Source organism: Brucella sp. HL-2 (genome assembly GCF_025846885.2).
Classification (GTDB): Bacteria; Pseudomonadota; Alphaproteobacteria; order Rhizobiales; family Rhizobiaceae; genus Brucella; species Brucella quorumnocens.
Map to the genome: position 1 here is coordinate 475,244 of NZ_JAOYTK010000001.1, position 16,949 is coordinate 492,192.

Below are 16,949 nucleotides of genomic sequence, written 5' to 3' on the forward strand. Positions count from 1 at the left end.
ACCTATCGCGCGCTGTGTTTCCCCTCATCCTGAGGAGGCCCGAAAGGCCGTTTCGAAGGGCGAGGGGAAAGCGTTAATTTTTAGACGAAACGGTTCGCTTCCGCGCCATAATACGTGATGTAGCGGCTTGAAATGCGCTCAATCGGCAGGATGATGAACACATCGGTCGTGCCGAAAGCCTCATCAATCACAGCACCGTCGCCGATCATCGCACCAAGACGCAGGTAACCCTTCACTAGTGGTGGCATCGAGAACAGCGCGACCTTGTTGTTGATTGCTTCCTTCGGCATCAGATCCATTGGCTGATAGCGATGCGGAAGCGCGCGCACATCCCAGTCGGATGTTGCGCGGCAGTTCTGGTGCAGGAAGGATAGACCCAGGGCATGTGCCGCAGGCACAGCGCCGTGGAACGAGGCGCAACCAAACATCACGTCAATGGAATGACGACGGCAATAGGCCCAGGCACCCTGCCACAAAAGTTCCACCGTGCGCTTGGAGCGATACTCCGCCTTAACGCAAGAGCGGCCAAGTTCCAGTAGCTTCAGGTTCGGACGAGAAAGTGTCAGACGCTGAACGTCATATTCATCGGCCGAGTAGAACCCGAGTGCCTTTTCAGCCTGATCGCTACGCATCAGGCGATAGGTACCAACGATTTGCTGATGCTCGGGAACCGGCAATGAGGTATCATAAACCAGCAGATGATCGCAGATCGCATCGAAGCGATCGGAATCGCGCAGTTCTACTTCTTCGATGGTTTCCTTGCGTGCGCCCATTTCTTCAAAGAAGACGCGGAACCGCAATTCCTGCGCCGCGTCAATCGCATCGCGAGAATTTGCAAGTCGTACTTCCAGGGACCCGATGCGCCCCAGAACAATGGGATCGCTTGCGGATGTGAAGAGCGTTGGTTGTGCTTCTATGCCCGACATGACCGTATCATCAATGATTTGCTGGCCCATTCCAAGCAGTACTGACATGATGATTCGCTCCTGATCCTGTTGTTCACGCATTCCTGAACGGTTTTCCGACTGATATTTCAGCCGGAGCTAACCAATTCCGATTCTCTTACGGTCTGGTTGCGTGGACATGACGTCCAATCTGACCGCAGCAATACAGATTCAGTGCTACGCGAGGATGACAGAAGCGTGTCACCAATGTGTCATTTGGGGTGGGTGAAGCTTATCCCCTTCAAAAATCAGTTAAATTTCATAGTCAAAATAGGGGAAAGCTTGAGTCTGATCAAGCGTTTCGCATTGGGGGCAAAAAAGAGCTGAAAATATCAGCTAGCGTGCTGCCCGCTCGCGTCGCCAACCGAGAAATTCTTCCAGAATAATAAGTGCTGCACCAATGGTGATAAAGGTGTCGGCCAGATTGAAAACGGCAAATGACCATGTCGGCAGATGGAACAGAATGTAATCGACCACATAGCCATGCATGACGCGATCGATGAGGTTGCCAATAGCGCCACCGACCACAAGCGCAAATCCATAGCGCGCAAAAGTACGTTCAGAGGGGTTGGTCCACCAGAGATAGAGCACAAAAAGGATTACGGCTGCGGTTATCGCGACCAGGCCCCAGTCATGCAGCCATGCCAGCATTGAAAAGGCGATGCCTTCATTATGTGTACGGAACAGCGCGAGGAACGGCAGCAGATCGATCTGCTGCCCATAACCCATGCGGGTTTCGACCAGATATTTAACGCCCTGATCGATCAGGACTGCGATAATGACAACGAGAAACGACGACAAAACCGCATGACGCTTCATCCGCTGGCCCTTTCATCGAGAGTGAGTGCCTCGCGGCGAATTTCATAAAGCATGATACCGGTAGCAATCGCCAGATTAAGCGAATCTGCGCGGCCTGCCTGCGGGATGCGTGCGAGCTTGTCGCAGGTTTCAGCGAGTGTGTCCGGCAGGCCCTGCTGCTCATTGCCCATCATCAGGATAACAGGCTTTTTGGTGTAAGGGATCGAGCGATAATCGACAGCACCTTTGAGGTGTGTGCCGACGATCAAGCCCGAAAAACCTTTGCGCCAATTGAGAAATTCGGTTTCCGTCACCTTATAGAGCGGCATCGAGAACACCGAGCCCATGGTGGCGCGCACAGTTTCCAGCGAATAGGGGTCGGTGGTGTCGCCGATCAGGATGATGCCCTTGGCACCAACCGCATCGGCGGTGCGGATAACTGTACCCAAGTTTCCCGGATCGCGCACGCGATCAAGCGCGATATAAACATCGTTGCTTTTCGGCTTGAGGTTTGCAAGCTGCTGATATTGCTGTTCGAAAACGCCAACCACCATCTGCGGATTATCGCGGCGGGTGATTGCCGCCATGATCTTTTCAGTCACTTCGAGTACCAGTCCGCCCTTGGCGAAGGTGCGTGCTGCAACCTGCTCGACCATCTTGTTGCCCTTGCCAGACTTGGCAAACACGAGCGTCTTGATGCGCCAGTCCTGCTCAAAAGCATCGATGACGAGCTTAAGACCTTCTGCCAGAAAAACGCCCTGCTGATCGCGATATTTTTTCAGTGCCAGCGAACGCAGATCTTTGACAATCGGATTGGTAAGGCTTGTGACTTCCTTCACCTGCCCCACACGAGGACTCGAATGCTGTTGATTGCCGCTTTTGGAAAAATCGTCGTCTCGGCTCATTTTGCTACCCAGCGGCTGAACATGGATGTGGAAAGCGCACGCTTGGCTGAGCGTTCACGCAGAATAAGTTCGCCTGATTCGACCGTGCCGCCAAGACCAGTGAAACGATCACGAACCAGCTCGTGAATGGCGAAGAACGAAGCGCGGATCGAATAAGCGGTCAAGATGACAGCCAGCGCGTTTGGCGTGAGGATTGAACGGCAGGTATCGACCATGGCAGGCAGATGTTCGAATAGCTGCCAGACTTCGCCGTTCGGACCGCGGCCATAGGCTGGCGGATCAAGCAGGATGATGTCGTAGAAGCTGCCGCGGCGTTCTTCACGTTGCACGAACTTCATAGCGTCTTCGCAAATCCAGCGAATGGGCTTGTCGGAAAGGCCAGCCATTTCCTGATTTTCGCGTGCCCAGACGATGGCCTTCTTGGAAGCATCGACATGGGTCACTTCGGCGCCTGCGCGTGCCGCAACAAGCGATGCAACGCCTGTATAACCAAACAGATTGAGAACCTTCACGGTGCGGCCAGACTTGGCTGCTTCGCGGATCAGACTATCCATATAGGACCAGTGTGCTGCCTGCTCAGGGAACACACCCACATGGCGGAACGAGGTGAAGCGGCCGTGAAACGAGATGCCGTCATGCTGCATTGGCCAGGTTTCGCCAAGGGTCACATGTGGGAACGCCCAACGTCCCATGCCTTCTTCATCGGTATTACCGGTAAAGACCGCGTCGGCTTTGTCCCATTCGCTTTTCGGCAGGCTCGGAAGCCAGATTGCCTGACCTTCCGGGCGCACGATGCGATAGGGACCGTATTGCTCAAGCTTCAGCCCGTCGCCGCTGTCCAACAGCGCGTAGTCGTCTGATGGCTCGGTTTCAAGGATGACGGGTGTGCGTTCACCGGGGCGCTCGCCTTTGTAAGCTTTGATCTCGCGCTGAGGTGCTACGATATGCTTTTCTTCTGCAGGTTTGGGCGCAGCTTTGGCGAATTGCGGACGCGGCTTCCTGAAGAACGAACCCTTGTCGTCGGGCTTGCTTCCATGCTTGGCAGCCGAACGCGGCTCATCCTGCTTTGCACGACCGAAACCGCGCTGCTCTTTACCGCCCGATGGCTTTTTGCCTTTTCCTTTTGGCGCCTTCACCCGTCACTCCGTTCTTAATTTGACGTGTAGGTAGGGCAAATGCAGCCGGAACGGAAGTGAAAAAGAAGGCGTGATGCGATCAGATCTTGGAAACTGTGCCTGGCACATGGCGCTTTTCTGCCGATTCCGCACGTTCCAGAAGCTGTGACGCTTCCTTTTTAAAGCGACGTTCCCGGCGGCGATGCTTGCCTTGGGTCAGCCACGTGACGGCGGCGCCGATCAAAGCGCCAAGGATAAGCGCGCCAAACAGCCAGATAAACAACGGTGCCTGATAGGTCAGCGCAGGATTGCCGGGATTGAATGGATCAATTGTCAGGCCAACCGTTTCACGGTTGGCGACCGAAAGAGCGATCAGAATGACCGCCAATGGCACCAGAATGACAATTGTTACAACGCGCTTTGCCACCATGACGATCGATCAGATGGCGCCGTTGAGACGGTCGCGCAGCTCCTTGCCTGTCTTGAAGAATGGCACCCACTTTTCTTCAACATCCACCGTGTCGCCGGTGCGTGGGTTGCGGCCGCTGCGAGCCGGGCGGTTTTTTACCGAAAAAGCGCCGAAGCCGCGTAATTCGACGCGATTGCCATCAGCAAGAGCATTGGTGATCTCTTCAAAAACTGCGCCGACGATGTTTTCGACATCGCGCTGGAAAAGATGCGGATTACGGCTGGCGATAACCTGAACGAGTTCCGATTTGATCACGGCTTTAAACCCCTGTGTTTCTCTTGTCCGGTGAAAGGACTCATTTATTTGCCGGGGTGACACCCGGCGTTCCGTCAACGTGCCAAACCGAAAGAAGTCCGTCAAGGAAGATACGATCCTTGGCGATTTCCTTCAACATAGCATCGGCCTCTTGTGGCACGCCGAGAAGGCGCGCACCGGCATGAATAATCAGATCACGCAGAGAAAAACCGGTGTCGCTGCTGACAGGTTTCCATTCAAGCTTTGGCAGATCCTTGGAAACACCTTTGCTGGTAAGCCAGGCAACCGCTTCTTCCTCGCCACCAAGGCCGTCGATCAGCTTATTTTGCAACGCCTGACGACCGGTAAAGACTGCGCCATTGGCCAGAGCTAGCGCTTCTTCATGCGTGAAAGAGCGGCGTTCCTGGACAATTCCGACGAACCAGTCGTAAGAATCCATGATCATGTTGCGGATCATGGCTTTGGCTTCGTCGCTTGCCGGGCTGAAATAGTTTGGCTCTGCTTTCAATGGCGACGATTTGATGGTCTCAACCTTCACGCCAATGGTGTCGAGCAGTTTGGAAAGATCAGGATACTGAAACAACACGCCGATCGAGCCGACAATCGATGTTTGACGCGCTAAGATATGATCGGATGCACTGGCAATCATATAGCCAGCCGATGCTGCAAGTGTCCCGACCTGGGTCACGACCGGCTTCTTTTTTGCGATTTTCCGTACTGCTTCGTAAATTGATTCGCCGCCAACGGTTGTGCCGCCGGGTGAATCGAGGATGAGGATCACGCCCTTGACTGCATCGTCATCGGCAATCTTGTTGAGGCGCTTTATAAGCTCTTCATTTTCAAAAATGGTGCCTTCAATGCGAACTTTTGCAACATGCGGTGTCGCAAAATTGGCACCTCGCATGGAATAAGATGCAATTCCGGCAATGAGAGCCGCGAGCAAAAGCAGAAAAGCGATGCGCCACACTGTGAGCTTTCTGCGCAGCTTGCGTCTTTCGATCAGTGCTTCGGCGTCCTGAGCCATACTCATCCATCCATGATTCAAGCGAAATGCTGTCGATATTCTTTAATCTATGACCGATGATAGGGGAAGGCGGCAAGCTCCCCAACGATTTTGCCGGCCGAATGGCAAGACTATAATCAAAATCAGTTGTATGTTAACAATGAAGTGATCGGGCTTTTGCTTCTTTAAGAGCCTGAAGAAAAGCCAGTTTTCCGTCCTTCCGCAATGTTCATGTCATTTTTGCATGGCAGGTGCGGTGTTTTGTGACGTGTATTAGACTTGAGTGTCAGGGTATTGCACCCCAAATAAACCGTATTGAGCTAAGATAGCATCGCATGAAAAAGTTTCTTGCTTGATGCGTCTGTAAACAGTTGAGCAATAAAACAGCTTTAAAAGCTGCTGAATTATAGACCGAATTATAGATTGAGTAATCGAAAGACACGATGAGCGCTGACACACCACATATCCATGCTTCGCAAGGATCCGCTTCTGCGGCGTCCAATGGCGGTGGCATGCATTTTGGAGCGTCCGAAAAGGCAGCCTCGCTTTTTAAAGCTGCACAGCGTCATTCGATCCGCGTTCGTGTTCTTAAAACGGCATTACCTGTTGCCGCAATTGCGCTTGCAGCGGTCTTTTCCTGGTACACGTTTCTGGCCACTCCAGCCGCTCCTGTGAAGGTGGAAGTTAATAACGGTGGCGAGAGCGGTAAGCTTGTCATGAGCAATCCACAGCTCAACGGCTATACCAAAGACAATCGCCCCTATTCGATGATTGCGGCAAAGGCTGTGCAGGACGCCAAAAATAGCGGCGCAATCTCGCTTGAAGGTATTTCCGCCGAGTTGCCAGTTGGTGACAATGGTAGTGCTAAGGTAGAGGCTGCATCCGGCGTGTACGATAATGCGAACGGTCGTTTGCAACTTGATAAGGATTTTACTGTTACGACGAACGAAGGCTTGCATGCCGTCATGCGTTCTGCGGACGTCAATCTGAAGAGCGGTCAGGTGACGACCGACAAGCCCGTCGATATTCGTAACGGCACTACGCAGATTAGCGCTGACAGCATGCAGATCAAAGAGAGCGGCAAGATCGTGATCTTTGAAAACAAGGTGCGCGTCGTCATTGACGGCGGCGCAGTTTCGGGCAACAACACGCCTTGAAATTAGGGTGTAAAGCGCATGCGCAGTATTGCATAATTCCTTAAACTTGAATTGGTTTAAGGTTAAATTATGCAGCAAGTTTAAACTGTTAGAGCGATATTTGTGCGCCCGATAGGGCGCACTGCGCTCTAAAAGATATTGTATGACGCAGGTTCTGCGGGTTTCGTTTCTTTTCTGCGCAGTCAGATATTTCTATCTGGCTGCGTTAAGTTTAAGATTGAGGCCGAATGATTGTGGCTTGAGGTGTAGGTCTGAAAGGTTGATAGACTTTTCGGACACATTTATGCGTCGGGCAGGGATTTGACGTGCTCGACCCGATTCCTGAAACAGGAACTGTAGGGGAGCTGGAGAGTAATGGAACGCGAGACGGGCAAGATGAACAAGAGCATGAAGACCCGCACTTTGCGGATGGGATTTGCAGCTTTGGCGCTTGGCCTCGTTGTTGCGCCTGTCTCCGCTCTGGCTCAGGACAGCCAGCAGGTGCCATTTGGCAGCCTCAAGCTCTCCGGTGGCAAGGATCCTATCAAGATTGACGCAGATAAGCTCGAAATGCTCGACAAGGAAGGCAAAGCCATTTTCACTGGCAATGTCTCCGTCGTGCAGGGCGACGCGCTTTTGAAGTCAGGCAAGATGATCGTCTATTATAACAAGGATTCGCAGGGCGAAGGCGGTCAGGCTGCTGGTGGTACTGCTGGTCTGAGTGGGTCCGGTATTGATCGTCTCGAAATCAGCGGCAAGGTTTACCTCAAGTCCGGCACGCAGGTCGCAACCGGCGACACCGGAAACTATGACGGCAAGAGTCAGGTCATGGTCTTGCAGGGCCAGAAGGTTGTGCTGACTGATGGTGACAATGTTGCAACCGGTTGCAAGCTCACTGCCAATATGAGCACCGGCAAAGCTTTCCTCGAAAGCTGCAAGGGCCAGAGCAAAGGTCGCGTATCCATCATCATGGCGCCGCAGGATCAACAGAAGCAGGGCGGTGCCGCGCCCAAATCGAATTAACCGGAGCGCGCGTGGGATTGTTCTGGAACAAGAAAGCCGACGAGCAGCAGGGCATGTCTGAAAATGCAGCCGCTATTGAGGGTGCGGATGGTATGATGCCATCGCAGCCCGGTAAGACGACCCGTCTCAAAGGGACGTTGGTCGCTCGGGGCCTTTGCAAAAGCTATCGCGGACGACAGGTCGTCAATGGTGTGTCGTTTGGCGTGCGCGCTGGCGAAGCCGTGGGTATTCTTGGTCCAAACGGTGCCGGTAAGACAACCTGCTTCTATATGGTGACAGGGCTTGTTCCAGCCGATGCTGGTGCAATCGAAATCGATGGTTACGACGTAACATCAATGCCGATGTACCGCCGCTCGCGTCTTGGTATTGGCTATCTGCCGCAGGAAGCCTCGATTTTTCGCGGCCTGTCGGTTGAGAACAACATCAAGGCTGTGCTGGAAGTGGTCGAAAAAGACCGCAAGAAGCGGGCCACCGAGCTCGATGCTCTGCTTGAAGAATTTCATATCGCACACTTACGCAAGGCCCCGGCCATCTCCCTTTCGGGTGGTGAACGCCGTCGTCTGGAAATCGCACGTGCGCTGGCATCTCGCCCGAACTTCATGCTGCTCGACGAGCCATTCGCCGGTGTCGACCCGATTGCAGTCTCCGATATTCAGCAGCTCGTGCGCCATTTGACCAGTCGTGGCATCGGCGTTCTTATCACTGACCATAATGTGCGTGAAACGCTCGGGCTGATCGACCGTGCCTATATTATTCACGCCGGTCAGGTTCTGACGCATGGTCGTCCAGCGGAAATCGTCGCCAATCCAGATGTTCGCAGACTTTACCTCGGCGACCAGTTCACGCTCTGATCAAACTCTGAATTTAGGCTATAGTCTGCGCGCGGCTGTACAACGTTGCTCCCGTTTCCCAAAGCGCGTCATTTCTGCGACTATTTTCCTCTTTTGTCAGAAAAATCCACATTCTGAATTGACAAGCAAGGTTCGTACCAGTTTTGATGGCCATCGCGCTTTAATTGAAAATAATTCAGGAACAAGCGGTTTGCCAGCTGAGAGCATAATCCGACCGGAGTGAAACGAGGGTCGATAAGATTATGCTTTAAGTAAAAGAGTTTAGAGCACCGATCTGATTGCATCAGATCGGTGCTCTAAAATGCTGTCAGGGAAATGGGGGAACGACACAACGCATGGCACTTTCGCCGAAGCTTGATTTTCGCCAGTCACAATCGCTGGTGATGACGCCTCAACTGATGCAGTCGATCAAACTGCTACAGATGACGCATATCGAGCTGGACCAGTTCATCGATCTTGAAATTGAAAAGAATCCGCTGCTGGACAGAATAGAGGCAGCGAATGATGATTTTGCAGACGCAGAGCCGCAACACGAAGGCGATGATGCCACGCCGGATGCGTCTTCCGATGAAGACTGGTTCAAGACAGGTGCCGTCGATGATGCGCAAAATCTCTCTTCAACATTTGATAGCTCGCTTGAAAATATCTTTCCAGATGATCCCGGTCGCAGCGATGATGCGCATATCGACCTGGTTGCTCAATGGAACACCTCTGCCGGTGAGACTTATAGTGCGGGCGGCAGCTACGACATTGATCAGGTAACGGCAAGCCGCGTATCGCTGAGCGAACATGTCGCTGAGCAAATAGCGCTGACGTTTTCCACCCCGGCTGATCGCTTTATTGCAGCGGCTTTGGCAGATGCGCTGGATGAAAGCGGTTATCTGCGTGCGGATGTTTCCTTGCTTGCGCAGAATCTCAGTGTCGAAACTATCCATGTCGAACGCATTCTGCATGAAATGCAAAGCTTTGATCCGGCGGGCCTTTTTGCACGCGATCTGCGCGAGTGTCTGGCAATTCAGCTTCGTCTCAAGGACCGGTTTGATCCGGCGATGGAAGCGCTCATCGACAATCTCGATCTGCTCGCGCGTCGTGATTTTGCGACGCTCAAAAAACTTTGCGGCGTCGATCAATCCGACATTCTCGACATGCTGACTGAGATCAGGATGCTGGATCCGAAGCCCGGGACCCAGTTCGAGGTTTCGGTTGCAGATGTGATCATTCCCGATGTGCTGGTTGCAGCCGCCCGCGATGGAACTTGGGGTATTGAGCTTAATCCGGCAGCCCAGCCGCGCCTTATCGTGAACAACGAATATTATGCAGAAGTGACCCCTTCAATCAAAGGCGAAGAAAAGACGTTTCTGTCTGATTGTATGCAATCGGCGAACTGGCTGGTACGCAGCCTTGATCAGAGGGCGCGTACAATCCTGAAAGTAACACAAGAAATCGTGCGCCAGCAGGATGGGTTCCTCCGGCACGGAGTCACCCGCCTCAAACCGTTGAACCTGCGTACCGTTGCCGACGCTGTGGGTATGCATGAATCAACCATCAGCCGCGTGACGGCCAACAAGTTCATGGCAACGCCGCGTGGCGTCTTTGAATTGCGCTATTTCTTCAACGCATCCATTGCTTCTTCCGAGGGGGGAGATGCCCATTCATCCGAAAGTGTGCGCCATCGTATCCGTCAGATGATCGACGCGGAAAAGCCTGATGATGTATTATCCGATGATGCAATCGTCGAAGCCTTGAAGAAGGACGGTGTGGATATCGCGCGCAGAACGGTCGCAAAATATCGGGAATCGATGAATATTGCTTCTTCAGTACAGCGCAGACGCGAGAAAAAAGCGAGATTATCGGCCCGTTGACTGATGTTTCCGCAACATGAAGTTGCGTATGCGCTAATATACGCATTCGGAAACGACCGGATCGATGTTGGTTTTTGAAACAGTATTACCCTGAACGCGTGAAATTCGATCTTATAGAGGGAATTGGCCGTATTGCATTGTCTGTTGCTGGAAGAAGGTACAATTGACAATTGACGTTTCAGTCAATAGAAGCCCCGCTCGCATTAAGATATGCACCCGCATAGACCGGAATACCGGGGTCTGATTATTGAGCGCATCTTGAAAAGTGTGAAGTAATTTTCGGATAAGAGGTGCTTAGAAACGAACAATTAGAGCGCTGACTGGATTCAATCGGATCGAGATGCGTTCTAAACGAAAGGCAAGGTAATATTCCGGGAAACGCTTCTGCGTTTCCAGCGTTACATATAAGAACGATGTGCAGCGAGCATTCCAGGCATGTGTTGTGAAAACATATGACGGGGAAATTACTCGAATAGTCGCGATAAAGAGCGCTTTCTGGGCAGTGTTTCGACACCTGCCCTGAGCGCGTGAAGCGGGGCTGGAAATTAGCACAGGACGAAAAGCAGAATTGATGCTGGTTCGCTTTGCGCTTCGCTCACCTTGTGATTAGACTACGTCCTGTTGTGTAACGCAAATGAGGTGTACCAAATGACTCTGCGTGTATCTGGAAAGCATATGGACGTCGGTGAAGCTTTCACGACCCGGATTATTGATCGGGTTAATGAAGCGGTCGGCAAATATTTTGATCATGGCTTTTCCGGGCAGGTAACGGTCACCAAGTCCGGATCGCGATACAGCGCGGATTGTACCTTGCATCTTGATAGCGGTGCTACCTTGCAGAGCACCGGAGATGCACAGGATCCGCAACTGGCGTTCGATGCGGCTGCGGACAAGATTGAAACACGGTTGCGTCGTTACAAGCGCCGTTTGAAATCGCGTCCAGCGACTGCACCAAATGCGATCTATGATGATGTGGCATATCGTGTTATGGCACCGCTGCCGGAAGAAGAGGAGGACCTTCCGGTTGATTACGCACCGACTATCGTTGCGGAATCGTCTGTCGCCCTTCGCACCCTTTCGGTCGCGTCGGCGGTTGTGGAACTTGACCTGATCGAAAACCCGGTTCTGGTCTTCCGCAATGCGGGCAATGATGAAGTAAATATCGTCTACCGTCGTGCGGACGGCAATATTGGCTGGGTTGACCCATCAACGGTTACCCGCCAGGCCGCTCCTCGCGCTTGACGGCAAACCTGAAGCGCACGCAGTTTTGAGCTGTCGTGCGCTTCCCTAAACCGGGCCTACGATGGCCTGATTGAAGAAGGAACGGAGAGAATGGATCTTAGTGATCTGATTCAGCCAGGGGCGATTATCCCTGCGCTGAAAGCCAGCTCCAAAAAGCAGCTTTTGCAGATTTTGTCTGAAAAAGCCGCGGAACTGACCGGTCTCCCTGAGCGTGAAGTTTTCGAAACAATTCTCCAGCGTGAGCGCCTCGGTTCTACCGGGGTTGGCAACGGTGTTGCCATTCCGCACGGTAAGTTGGCAAGCATCGACAAGATTGCAGGAATTTTTGCGCGCCTTGAAACTCCAGTGGATTTTGAAGCACTGGACGATCAGCCCGTCGATCTCGTCTTCCTGCTCCTCGCACCAGAAAACGCGGGCGCGGATCATTTGAAAGCCTTGTCACGCATTGCTCGCATGTTGCGCGATGCGGATACAGTGGCAAAGCTGCGCGGAACACATGACGCGCAGGCACTTTATTCATTCCTGACATCACAGCCAGCGTCCAACGCTGCCTGATTTTGACTGTTTAAGCTAACAAAGCCGCCGTTCACGCATGAACGGCGGCTTTGTCATTTTTACGGTGCACTATTTCTGTCGCTATATCTCTCGATTTTCAAGGCTGGTCGATACCGCTAAACCCCTTACATTCATGGTTTTGAATTTGATGAAAGGTATTTTGTGACTTTACTTAAACCAATTGCAGTCGCGGCAATTTCACTACTGGTGATTTCCAGCTCGGCACTAGCGGAGCGTTCAGTGTCAAACATGTCGCGGATGGAAAGTTCAGCGACATCTGATCAGTGCAGGAAAGTAGCCGAGACCCTTTGCCGAAATTACAAGAAAAAGGGTGAAAAATGGTATCAATGGTGCTTGCGCGAGCAATATGCCAACTGCATGCACCAGAATCCGCCAAAATGATCGTTTGACGGAGAGCTGCAATGCCGGTCCGTTTGTCGGACCGGCATCACGCAAAGAATTTAGTGCAGCATCACGGTGCGCAGTTCATGTTCATGCGCGCCTTGCAGCGCAGTGGCACGGACATCGGAAAGCACAATCGGCTCGCCGCTTGCGCCAAACAGTGCCCAAAGCTCGAGGCCCGGTGCAATCGGTGGGAGGGCAGGGAAGGTGCGGGTAAGATCATCAGAGCGGATCTTGCGCACATAGGCCACTTCACCTTCACCCAGATGAGCGAATTCATGTTCGGTGAGAATGTGTCTGTCCATGGTCTTAGCCTCCAATTTCGCAGCACATCATTAGCGATCATACTGCTTAAGAGCTTAACAATTTCACTATAGCGGCTTTAGCCTGAACCCAGCCTGAACCAGTTTCATTCCTTCACTGCTATATTTATACGTTTGATTAGCCGTTCTGGTTCAGGTCGATCGAGATCAATGGCAAGCAAGCCATTTTTCAGTTCACAACCCACCACCCGCATGCCGTCGGCCAGAACGAAGACGCGCTGAAACTGACGAGCAGCAATGCCACGGTGCAGAAACTCACGTTCGGTATCGTCTGACTGGCGCCCTCGGATGACAAGCTGATTGTCCTCCGTCATGACCTCAAGATCGTCGCTGGCAAAGCCTGCAACAGCCAGCGTGATACGCAGGCGTTCAGACCCAGTCTCGCCGCGCAGACGTTCGATATTATAGGGCGGGTATCCATCGCCGGATTTGGCAATCCGTTCCAGCGTCTTTTCCATTGTGTCGAATCCGAGCAATAGCGGGCTCGAAAACGGTGTCATTCTTGTCATTGCATCAGTCCTTATCGAAGCGACCGTCATGGAAAGCACCCTTTCGGCGTATCTTTCGCTCAACTGATATGGCTTGTGAAAAGGGCGACTTCAAGGGCCGAAATCGGATTCCTGACTTCGCATCATAAAACTGATGCCTTCGGGGTAAAAGCCGTCAACATATGTGGAAAAGTTATAGCGCTTCTTTAGAGCGCGTTTCGATCTGATTGAATCAGATCGGCGCTCTAAAACCTTTTATTTTAAGCATGATCTTATCGAACCTCGTTTCACTCCGGTCGGATTATGCTCTAGCGCCGGGCTTCGCTTAGGGCATTGCCAAAAGCCGTGGCGAAGCTCTCGCGATCATCAGGATTGAGGAAACTACCGACGGGGACACTGTCGTTGCGGCTTTCAACACGCATGGTCGTGATGCCGATATCTGGCTTTCTGGCGACATTGAATCTTGTCCAGAACGGATGAAACAGATGGCTGGTCACCTCGCCCGAGGCTTCATATTTGCGGATGTGCAGGGCGGCGCGCGATACGGATATTTCTTCGCGAGTATTTGCTGAACGGTAGTTCCAGCGAAAAGCCAAATAGATCGCCAGCACATCAAGGCCAAAAAAGCCGATGATCGGCCATGCCCCTATTGACCAGAACACGATACAGACAAACAGCCAGCAACAGATCATTGAACCCATCAGCACACGAAACCCAGTTTGACCCAATGAGCGATAGGGCGTCAGCAGTGCTTCAAAAATGGGAGTATCAAATCTGTCTGGATTTGCGCCGTCTGGATGCTGCATGCAAAGCTCCCTCCGGGCTGCGTCAAGCTGTGAACTGTTTTCCGAAGACAGAGGCAAGTATAGAGACAAAATGGAAAACGCCAAAATCAAATCGCCCGTGAATGCTTCCGCTTCGAAATCTGTGCGTCGTCCACGCCGGGTCACAGGTACGCTTTATACGGCTGATGAAATCCATGAGATTTTCCGTCGCTTTTCCATTTTGCGACCGGAACCGAAGGGCGAGCTGGAACATACCAATCCGTTTACATTGCTTGTAGCCGTGGCGCTGTCAGCGCAGGCAACCGATGTGGGTGTGAACAAGGCGACGCGCGCACTCTTTGCGATTGCCGATACGCCGCAAAAAATGCTGGCTCTCGGCGAAGAAACAGTCGGGGATTATATCCGCACCATTGGTTTGTGGCGCAACAAGGCTAAGAACGTCATTCTGCTATCTGAAGCGCTTATCCGTGATTATGGCGGTGAAGTTCCTGATGATCGCGATGAATTGGTGAAGCTGCCGGGCGTTGGCCGCAAGACCGCCAATGTCGTGCTGAGCATGGCTTTTGGTCATTCGACCATGGCCGTGGATACGCATATTCTGCGCATTGGAAATCGGATCGGTCTTGCACCAGCTAAGACACCCGATGCGGTGGAAGCTATTCTCATGCGGGTTATTCCAACGGAATACTTGTTCCACGCGCATCACTGGCTGATCCTGCACGGTCGCTACACGTGTAAGGCGCGCAAGCCTGAATGCGAGAATTGCGTTATTGCTGATATCTGCAAATATTCCGGAAAGACTTGCGATATTCCGGCAGCGCTCATTCCGCTACCGCCGCAGTTTTAACGTTTCACGCTGCGTTATAGCCTTATGCAAATGGATCATCATAGCGGCTGCAAAAAGCGGGGTCAGCAGATTGACAAGCGGGATCGCCATGAAGGCCGCGATCAGCAGTCCTGCTAGAAACACCGTGACACCATATTGAGAGCGGAGTGCCTTGGCCTCGCTCTCGGACCGATAACGCATCGCGGCAAATTCAAAAAATTCCCGCCCCAGCAAATAGGCGTTGATAACGAAGAAGGCGATCAGATTGATGCCTGGAACGAACAGCAGAACCAACGCCACGATATTGCCGAGAATGACCACACTCAGGAATTTGAGCGAAACGACTACAGAGCGCCCGAGCGGCAGAGGTGTGCCAGCTGGCTCTCTGGGATAATCTTCGCGCTCAACGACATCTGCGACGTCATCGAGGAAAATACCGGCGACCAGCGCTGTCACAGGCGCAATCATTAATGCCAGCACAAGAGCAAGCCCAAGACCTGCCACGATTGCTGCAGCAATACCGAGCCAGCCTGCCCATCCAGGCATTCCGGGCAGCAATTGCTCCATCCAGGGCCATGCGAAAGTAAAAAATATTTGTCTTATGGCGACCCAAAGCCCGACAAGTAACAAAAGCGTCAAGCCAAGCGTTTTCCATAAAACGGAGCGAAATTCCGGCGTTGGAAGACGTTTAAGTGCCTTCAACGCAGCATCAATGATCATTTTGGATCCACTTTCAGCAATCTCATGCGATCAAAATAAGAAGGCTGTTCGTTCTGCACAAGACGGCCTGCCCACAAGTCACAAGACTGACGGACTAGCCAAAAACTTTTCAAAAGGCTAAACCCGCCCCACATGACTGCCGCCGCACCGCTGTCTGAATGCCTCGGAGAGAGGCTGGCAGCAGACAAAAAGGGGAGCCCCAGACCAGCTCATGGCTACATTCGACGTTCTTTGCATTGGCAACGCCATTGTCGATATTCTTTCGCGCACTGAAGACGCGTTCCTTGAGGCCAATGGTATCATCAAAGGTGCCATGAACCTGATTGATGGTGATCGAGCAGAACTGCTCTATAGCCGCATCAAGGGACAGTTTACTGAAATGTCCGGTGGTAGTGCAGGCAATACAGCTGCAGGCGTTGCAAGTCTCGGCGGACGTTCTGCCTATTTCGGTAAGGTTGCAACCGATCATCTTGGTCGGGTATTTGCCCATGACATTCGTGCGCAGGGCGTAGCCTTTGATACGCGTGCTCTGGAAAAAGGTTCACCGACTGCGCGTTCGATGATTTTCGTCACAGCGGATGGCGAGCGTTCAATGAACACCTATCTGGGTGCCTGCGTCGAACTTGGACCCGAAGACGTCGAAACCTCCAAGGTTGCCGACGCTCGCGTCACCTATTTCGAAGGCTATCTTTGGGACCCGCCACGCGCCAAGGAAGCCATTGTTCTCGCTTCCAAGATCGCGCATGAGCATGGCCGTCAGGTTGCCATGACCTTGTCGGATCCATTCTGCGTAGACCGTTATCGCGAAGAGTTTCTCGATTTGATGCGTAAGCGCACTGTCGATATCGTTTTTGCGAACGAAGACGAGGCAAAATCGCTTTATCAAACCAAGTCGCTTGATGAAGCTGTGGAAGCCATCCGCAAGGATTGTCCACTTGCGATTATCACGCGTTCGGAGAAAGGCGCAATTGTCATCACCGCTGACCAGACGCTGCATGTCCCCGCGATTGAAATTGAAGAGCTGGTCGATACGACGGGTGCAGGCGATCTTTACGCTGCCGGCTTCCTATACGGATATACCAAAGACCGTTCGCTTGAGGATTGCGCGCGTCTTGGTTCGCTTGCCGCAGGCATGATCATTCAACAGATGGGTCCACGTCCGCTGATCGACCTTCAGGCCGTCGCAAGTCAGGCCAAACTGATCTGATTTCTTGACGCATTACCCGACGCAAAACTGCTTTGCACTT

General features: G+C 52.5%; 19 protein-coding genes. 8 read left to right on the plus strand and 11 right to left on the minus strand.

Annotation, left to right across the window (positions count from 1 at the left end; all coding sequences use genetic code 11):
* Positions 1 to 80: 80 nt before the first annotated feature.
* From olsB to sppA, 7 genes are all read right to left on the minus strand, one after another.
* Complete coding sequence (gene olsB, locus OIV19_RS02225) at positions 81 to 974, minus strand: l-ornithine N(alpha)-acyltransferase (RefSeq protein WP_264230539.1); 894 nt, start codon at positions 972 to 974, stop codon at positions 81 to 83.
* Positions 975 to 1,280: 306 nt separating this feature from the next.
* Positions 1,281 to 1,763, minus strand: a complete 483-nt coding sequence (gene lspA, locus OIV19_RS02230) for a signal peptidase II (RefSeq protein WP_264230540.1) — start codon at positions 1,761 to 1,763, stop codon at positions 1,281 to 1,283.
* Complete coding sequence (locus tag OIV19_RS02235; protein ID WP_264230541.1) at positions 1,760 to 2,647, minus strand: TrmH family RNA methyltransferase; 888 nt, start codon at positions 2,645 to 2,647, stop codon at positions 1,760 to 1,762. Before OIV19_RS02235 ends, lspA begins: the two co-directional genes overlap by 4 nt.
* Entirely contained in the window at positions 2,644 to 3,783 is a 1,140-nt protein-coding gene (locus OIV19_RS02240; RefSeq protein WP_095445908.1) for an RsmD family RNA methyltransferase, read from the minus strand. The genes OIV19_RS02235 and OIV19_RS02240 overlap by 4 nt, the downstream gene beginning before the upstream one ends.
* A 79-nt stretch (positions 3,784 to 3,862) precedes the next feature.
* Positions 3,863 to 4,192: a lipopolysaccharide assembly protein LapA domain-containing protein gene (locus tag OIV19_RS02245; protein ID WP_095445909.1), complete on the minus strand. Its 330-nt coding sequence runs from the start codon at positions 4,190 to 4,192 to the stop codon at positions 3,863 to 3,865.
* Between the two features lie 9 nt (positions 4,193 to 4,201).
* Positions 4,202 to 4,486 carry an integration host factor subunit beta gene (locus OIV19_RS02250; protein WP_007873253.1) on the minus strand — a complete coding sequence of 95 codons (285 nt, stop codon included), beginning with the start codon at positions 4,484 to 4,486 and terminating at the stop codon, positions 4,202 to 4,204.
* Between the two features lie 40 nt (positions 4,487 to 4,526).
* Positions 4,527 to 5,510, minus strand: coding sequence for a signal peptide peptidase SppA (sppA, locus tag OIV19_RS02255; protein WP_095445910.1), 984 nt, complete (start codon positions 5,508 to 5,510; stop codon positions 4,527 to 4,529).
* A gap of 422 nt (positions 5,511 to 5,932) precedes the next feature.
* Here sppA and lptC point away from each other — a divergent pair, with 422 nt between their 5' ends.
* The 6 genes from lptC to ptsN all read left to right on the plus strand — a co-directional run bounded on the left by lptC (position 5,933) and on the right by ptsN (position 12,158).
* The gene (lptC, locus tag OIV19_RS02260) at positions 5,933 to 6,646 is read left to right on the plus strand and encodes an LPS export ABC transporter periplasmic protein LptC (RefSeq protein WP_095445911.1); all 714 of its coding nucleotides are present in this window, start codon (positions 5,933 to 5,935) and stop codon (positions 6,644 to 6,646) included.
* 354 nt (positions 6,647 to 7,000) lie between these two features.
* Positions 7,001 to 7,648 (plus strand): LptA/OstA family protein, encoded by a 648-nt coding sequence (locus tag OIV19_RS02265; RefSeq protein WP_095445912.1) that lies wholly within the window; start codon positions 7,001 to 7,003, stop codon positions 7,646 to 7,648.
* A gap of 11 nt (positions 7,649 to 7,659) precedes the next feature.
* Positions 7,660 to 8,499, plus strand: coding sequence for an LPS export ABC transporter ATP-binding protein (gene lptB / locus OIV19_RS02270; protein ID WP_095445913.1), 840 nt, complete (start codon positions 7,660 to 7,662; stop codon positions 8,497 to 8,499).
* A gap of 335 nt (positions 8,500 to 8,834) precedes the next feature.
* On the plus strand, positions 8,835 to 10,361 hold the full coding sequence (rpoN, locus tag OIV19_RS02275) for an RNA polymerase factor sigma-54 (RefSeq protein WP_095445914.1): 1,527 nt from the start codon (positions 8,835 to 8,837) through the stop codon (positions 10,359 to 10,361).
* A 648-nt stretch (positions 10,362 to 11,009) separates the two neighbouring features.
* A complete protein-coding gene (gene hpf / locus OIV19_RS02280; protein ID WP_095445915.1) occupies positions 11,010 to 11,603 on the plus strand; it encodes a ribosome hibernation-promoting factor, HPF/YfiA family in 594 nt (197 codons plus the stop codon).
* Positions 11,604 to 11,693: 90 nt separating this feature from the next.
* The gene (gene ptsN, locus OIV19_RS02285; protein ID WP_024898162.1) at positions 11,694 to 12,158 is read left to right on the plus strand and encodes a PTS IIA-like nitrogen regulatory protein PtsN; all 465 of its coding nucleotides are present in this window, start codon (positions 11,694 to 11,696) and stop codon (positions 12,156 to 12,158) included.
* 461 nt (positions 12,159 to 12,619) lie between these two features.
* Here the strand turns inward: ptsN and OIV19_RS02290 are convergent, their stop codons facing one another.
* From OIV19_RS02290 to OIV19_RS02300, 3 genes are all read right to left on the minus strand, one after another.
* A complete protein-coding gene (locus OIV19_RS02290) occupies positions 12,620 to 12,865 on the minus strand; it encodes a BQ00720 family protein (RefSeq protein WP_095445917.1) in 246 nt (81 codons plus the stop codon).
* Between the two features lie 104 nt (positions 12,866 to 12,969).
* Positions 12,970 to 13,392: an Hsp20 family protein gene (locus OIV19_RS02295; RefSeq protein ID WP_095447829.1), complete on the minus strand. Its 423-nt coding sequence runs from the start codon at positions 13,390 to 13,392 to the stop codon at positions 12,970 to 12,972.
* Positions 13,393 to 13,679: 287 nt separating this feature from the next.
* Positions 13,680 to 14,177 (minus strand): DUF2244 domain-containing protein, encoded by a 498-nt coding sequence (locus tag OIV19_RS02300; protein ID WP_264230542.1) that lies wholly within the window; start codon positions 14,175 to 14,177, stop codon positions 13,680 to 13,682.
* 70 nt (positions 14,178 to 14,247) lie between these two features.
* On the opposite strand from OIV19_RS02300, the gene nth reads away from it, so the two are divergent.
* Entirely contained in the window at positions 14,248 to 15,003 is a 756-nt protein-coding gene (nth, locus tag OIV19_RS02305; protein WP_264230543.1) for an endonuclease III, read from the plus strand.
* On the opposite strand, the gene OIV19_RS02310 is transcribed toward nth, so the two are convergent.
* Positions 14,986 to 15,702, minus strand: a complete 717-nt coding sequence (locus tag OIV19_RS02310) for a sulfate transporter family protein (protein ID WP_264230544.1) — start codon at positions 15,700 to 15,702, stop codon at positions 14,986 to 14,988. The two genes, nth and OIV19_RS02310, sit on opposite strands and share 18 nt — an antisense overlap.
* Before the next feature lie 211 nt (positions 15,703 to 15,913).
* Between OIV19_RS02310 and OIV19_RS02315 the strand changes: the two genes are divergently transcribed.
* A complete protein-coding gene (locus OIV19_RS02315) occupies positions 15,914 to 16,909 on the plus strand; it encodes an adenosine kinase (RefSeq protein WP_095445921.1) in 996 nt (331 codons plus the stop codon).
* Positions 16,910 to 16,949 lie beyond the last annotated feature (40 nt).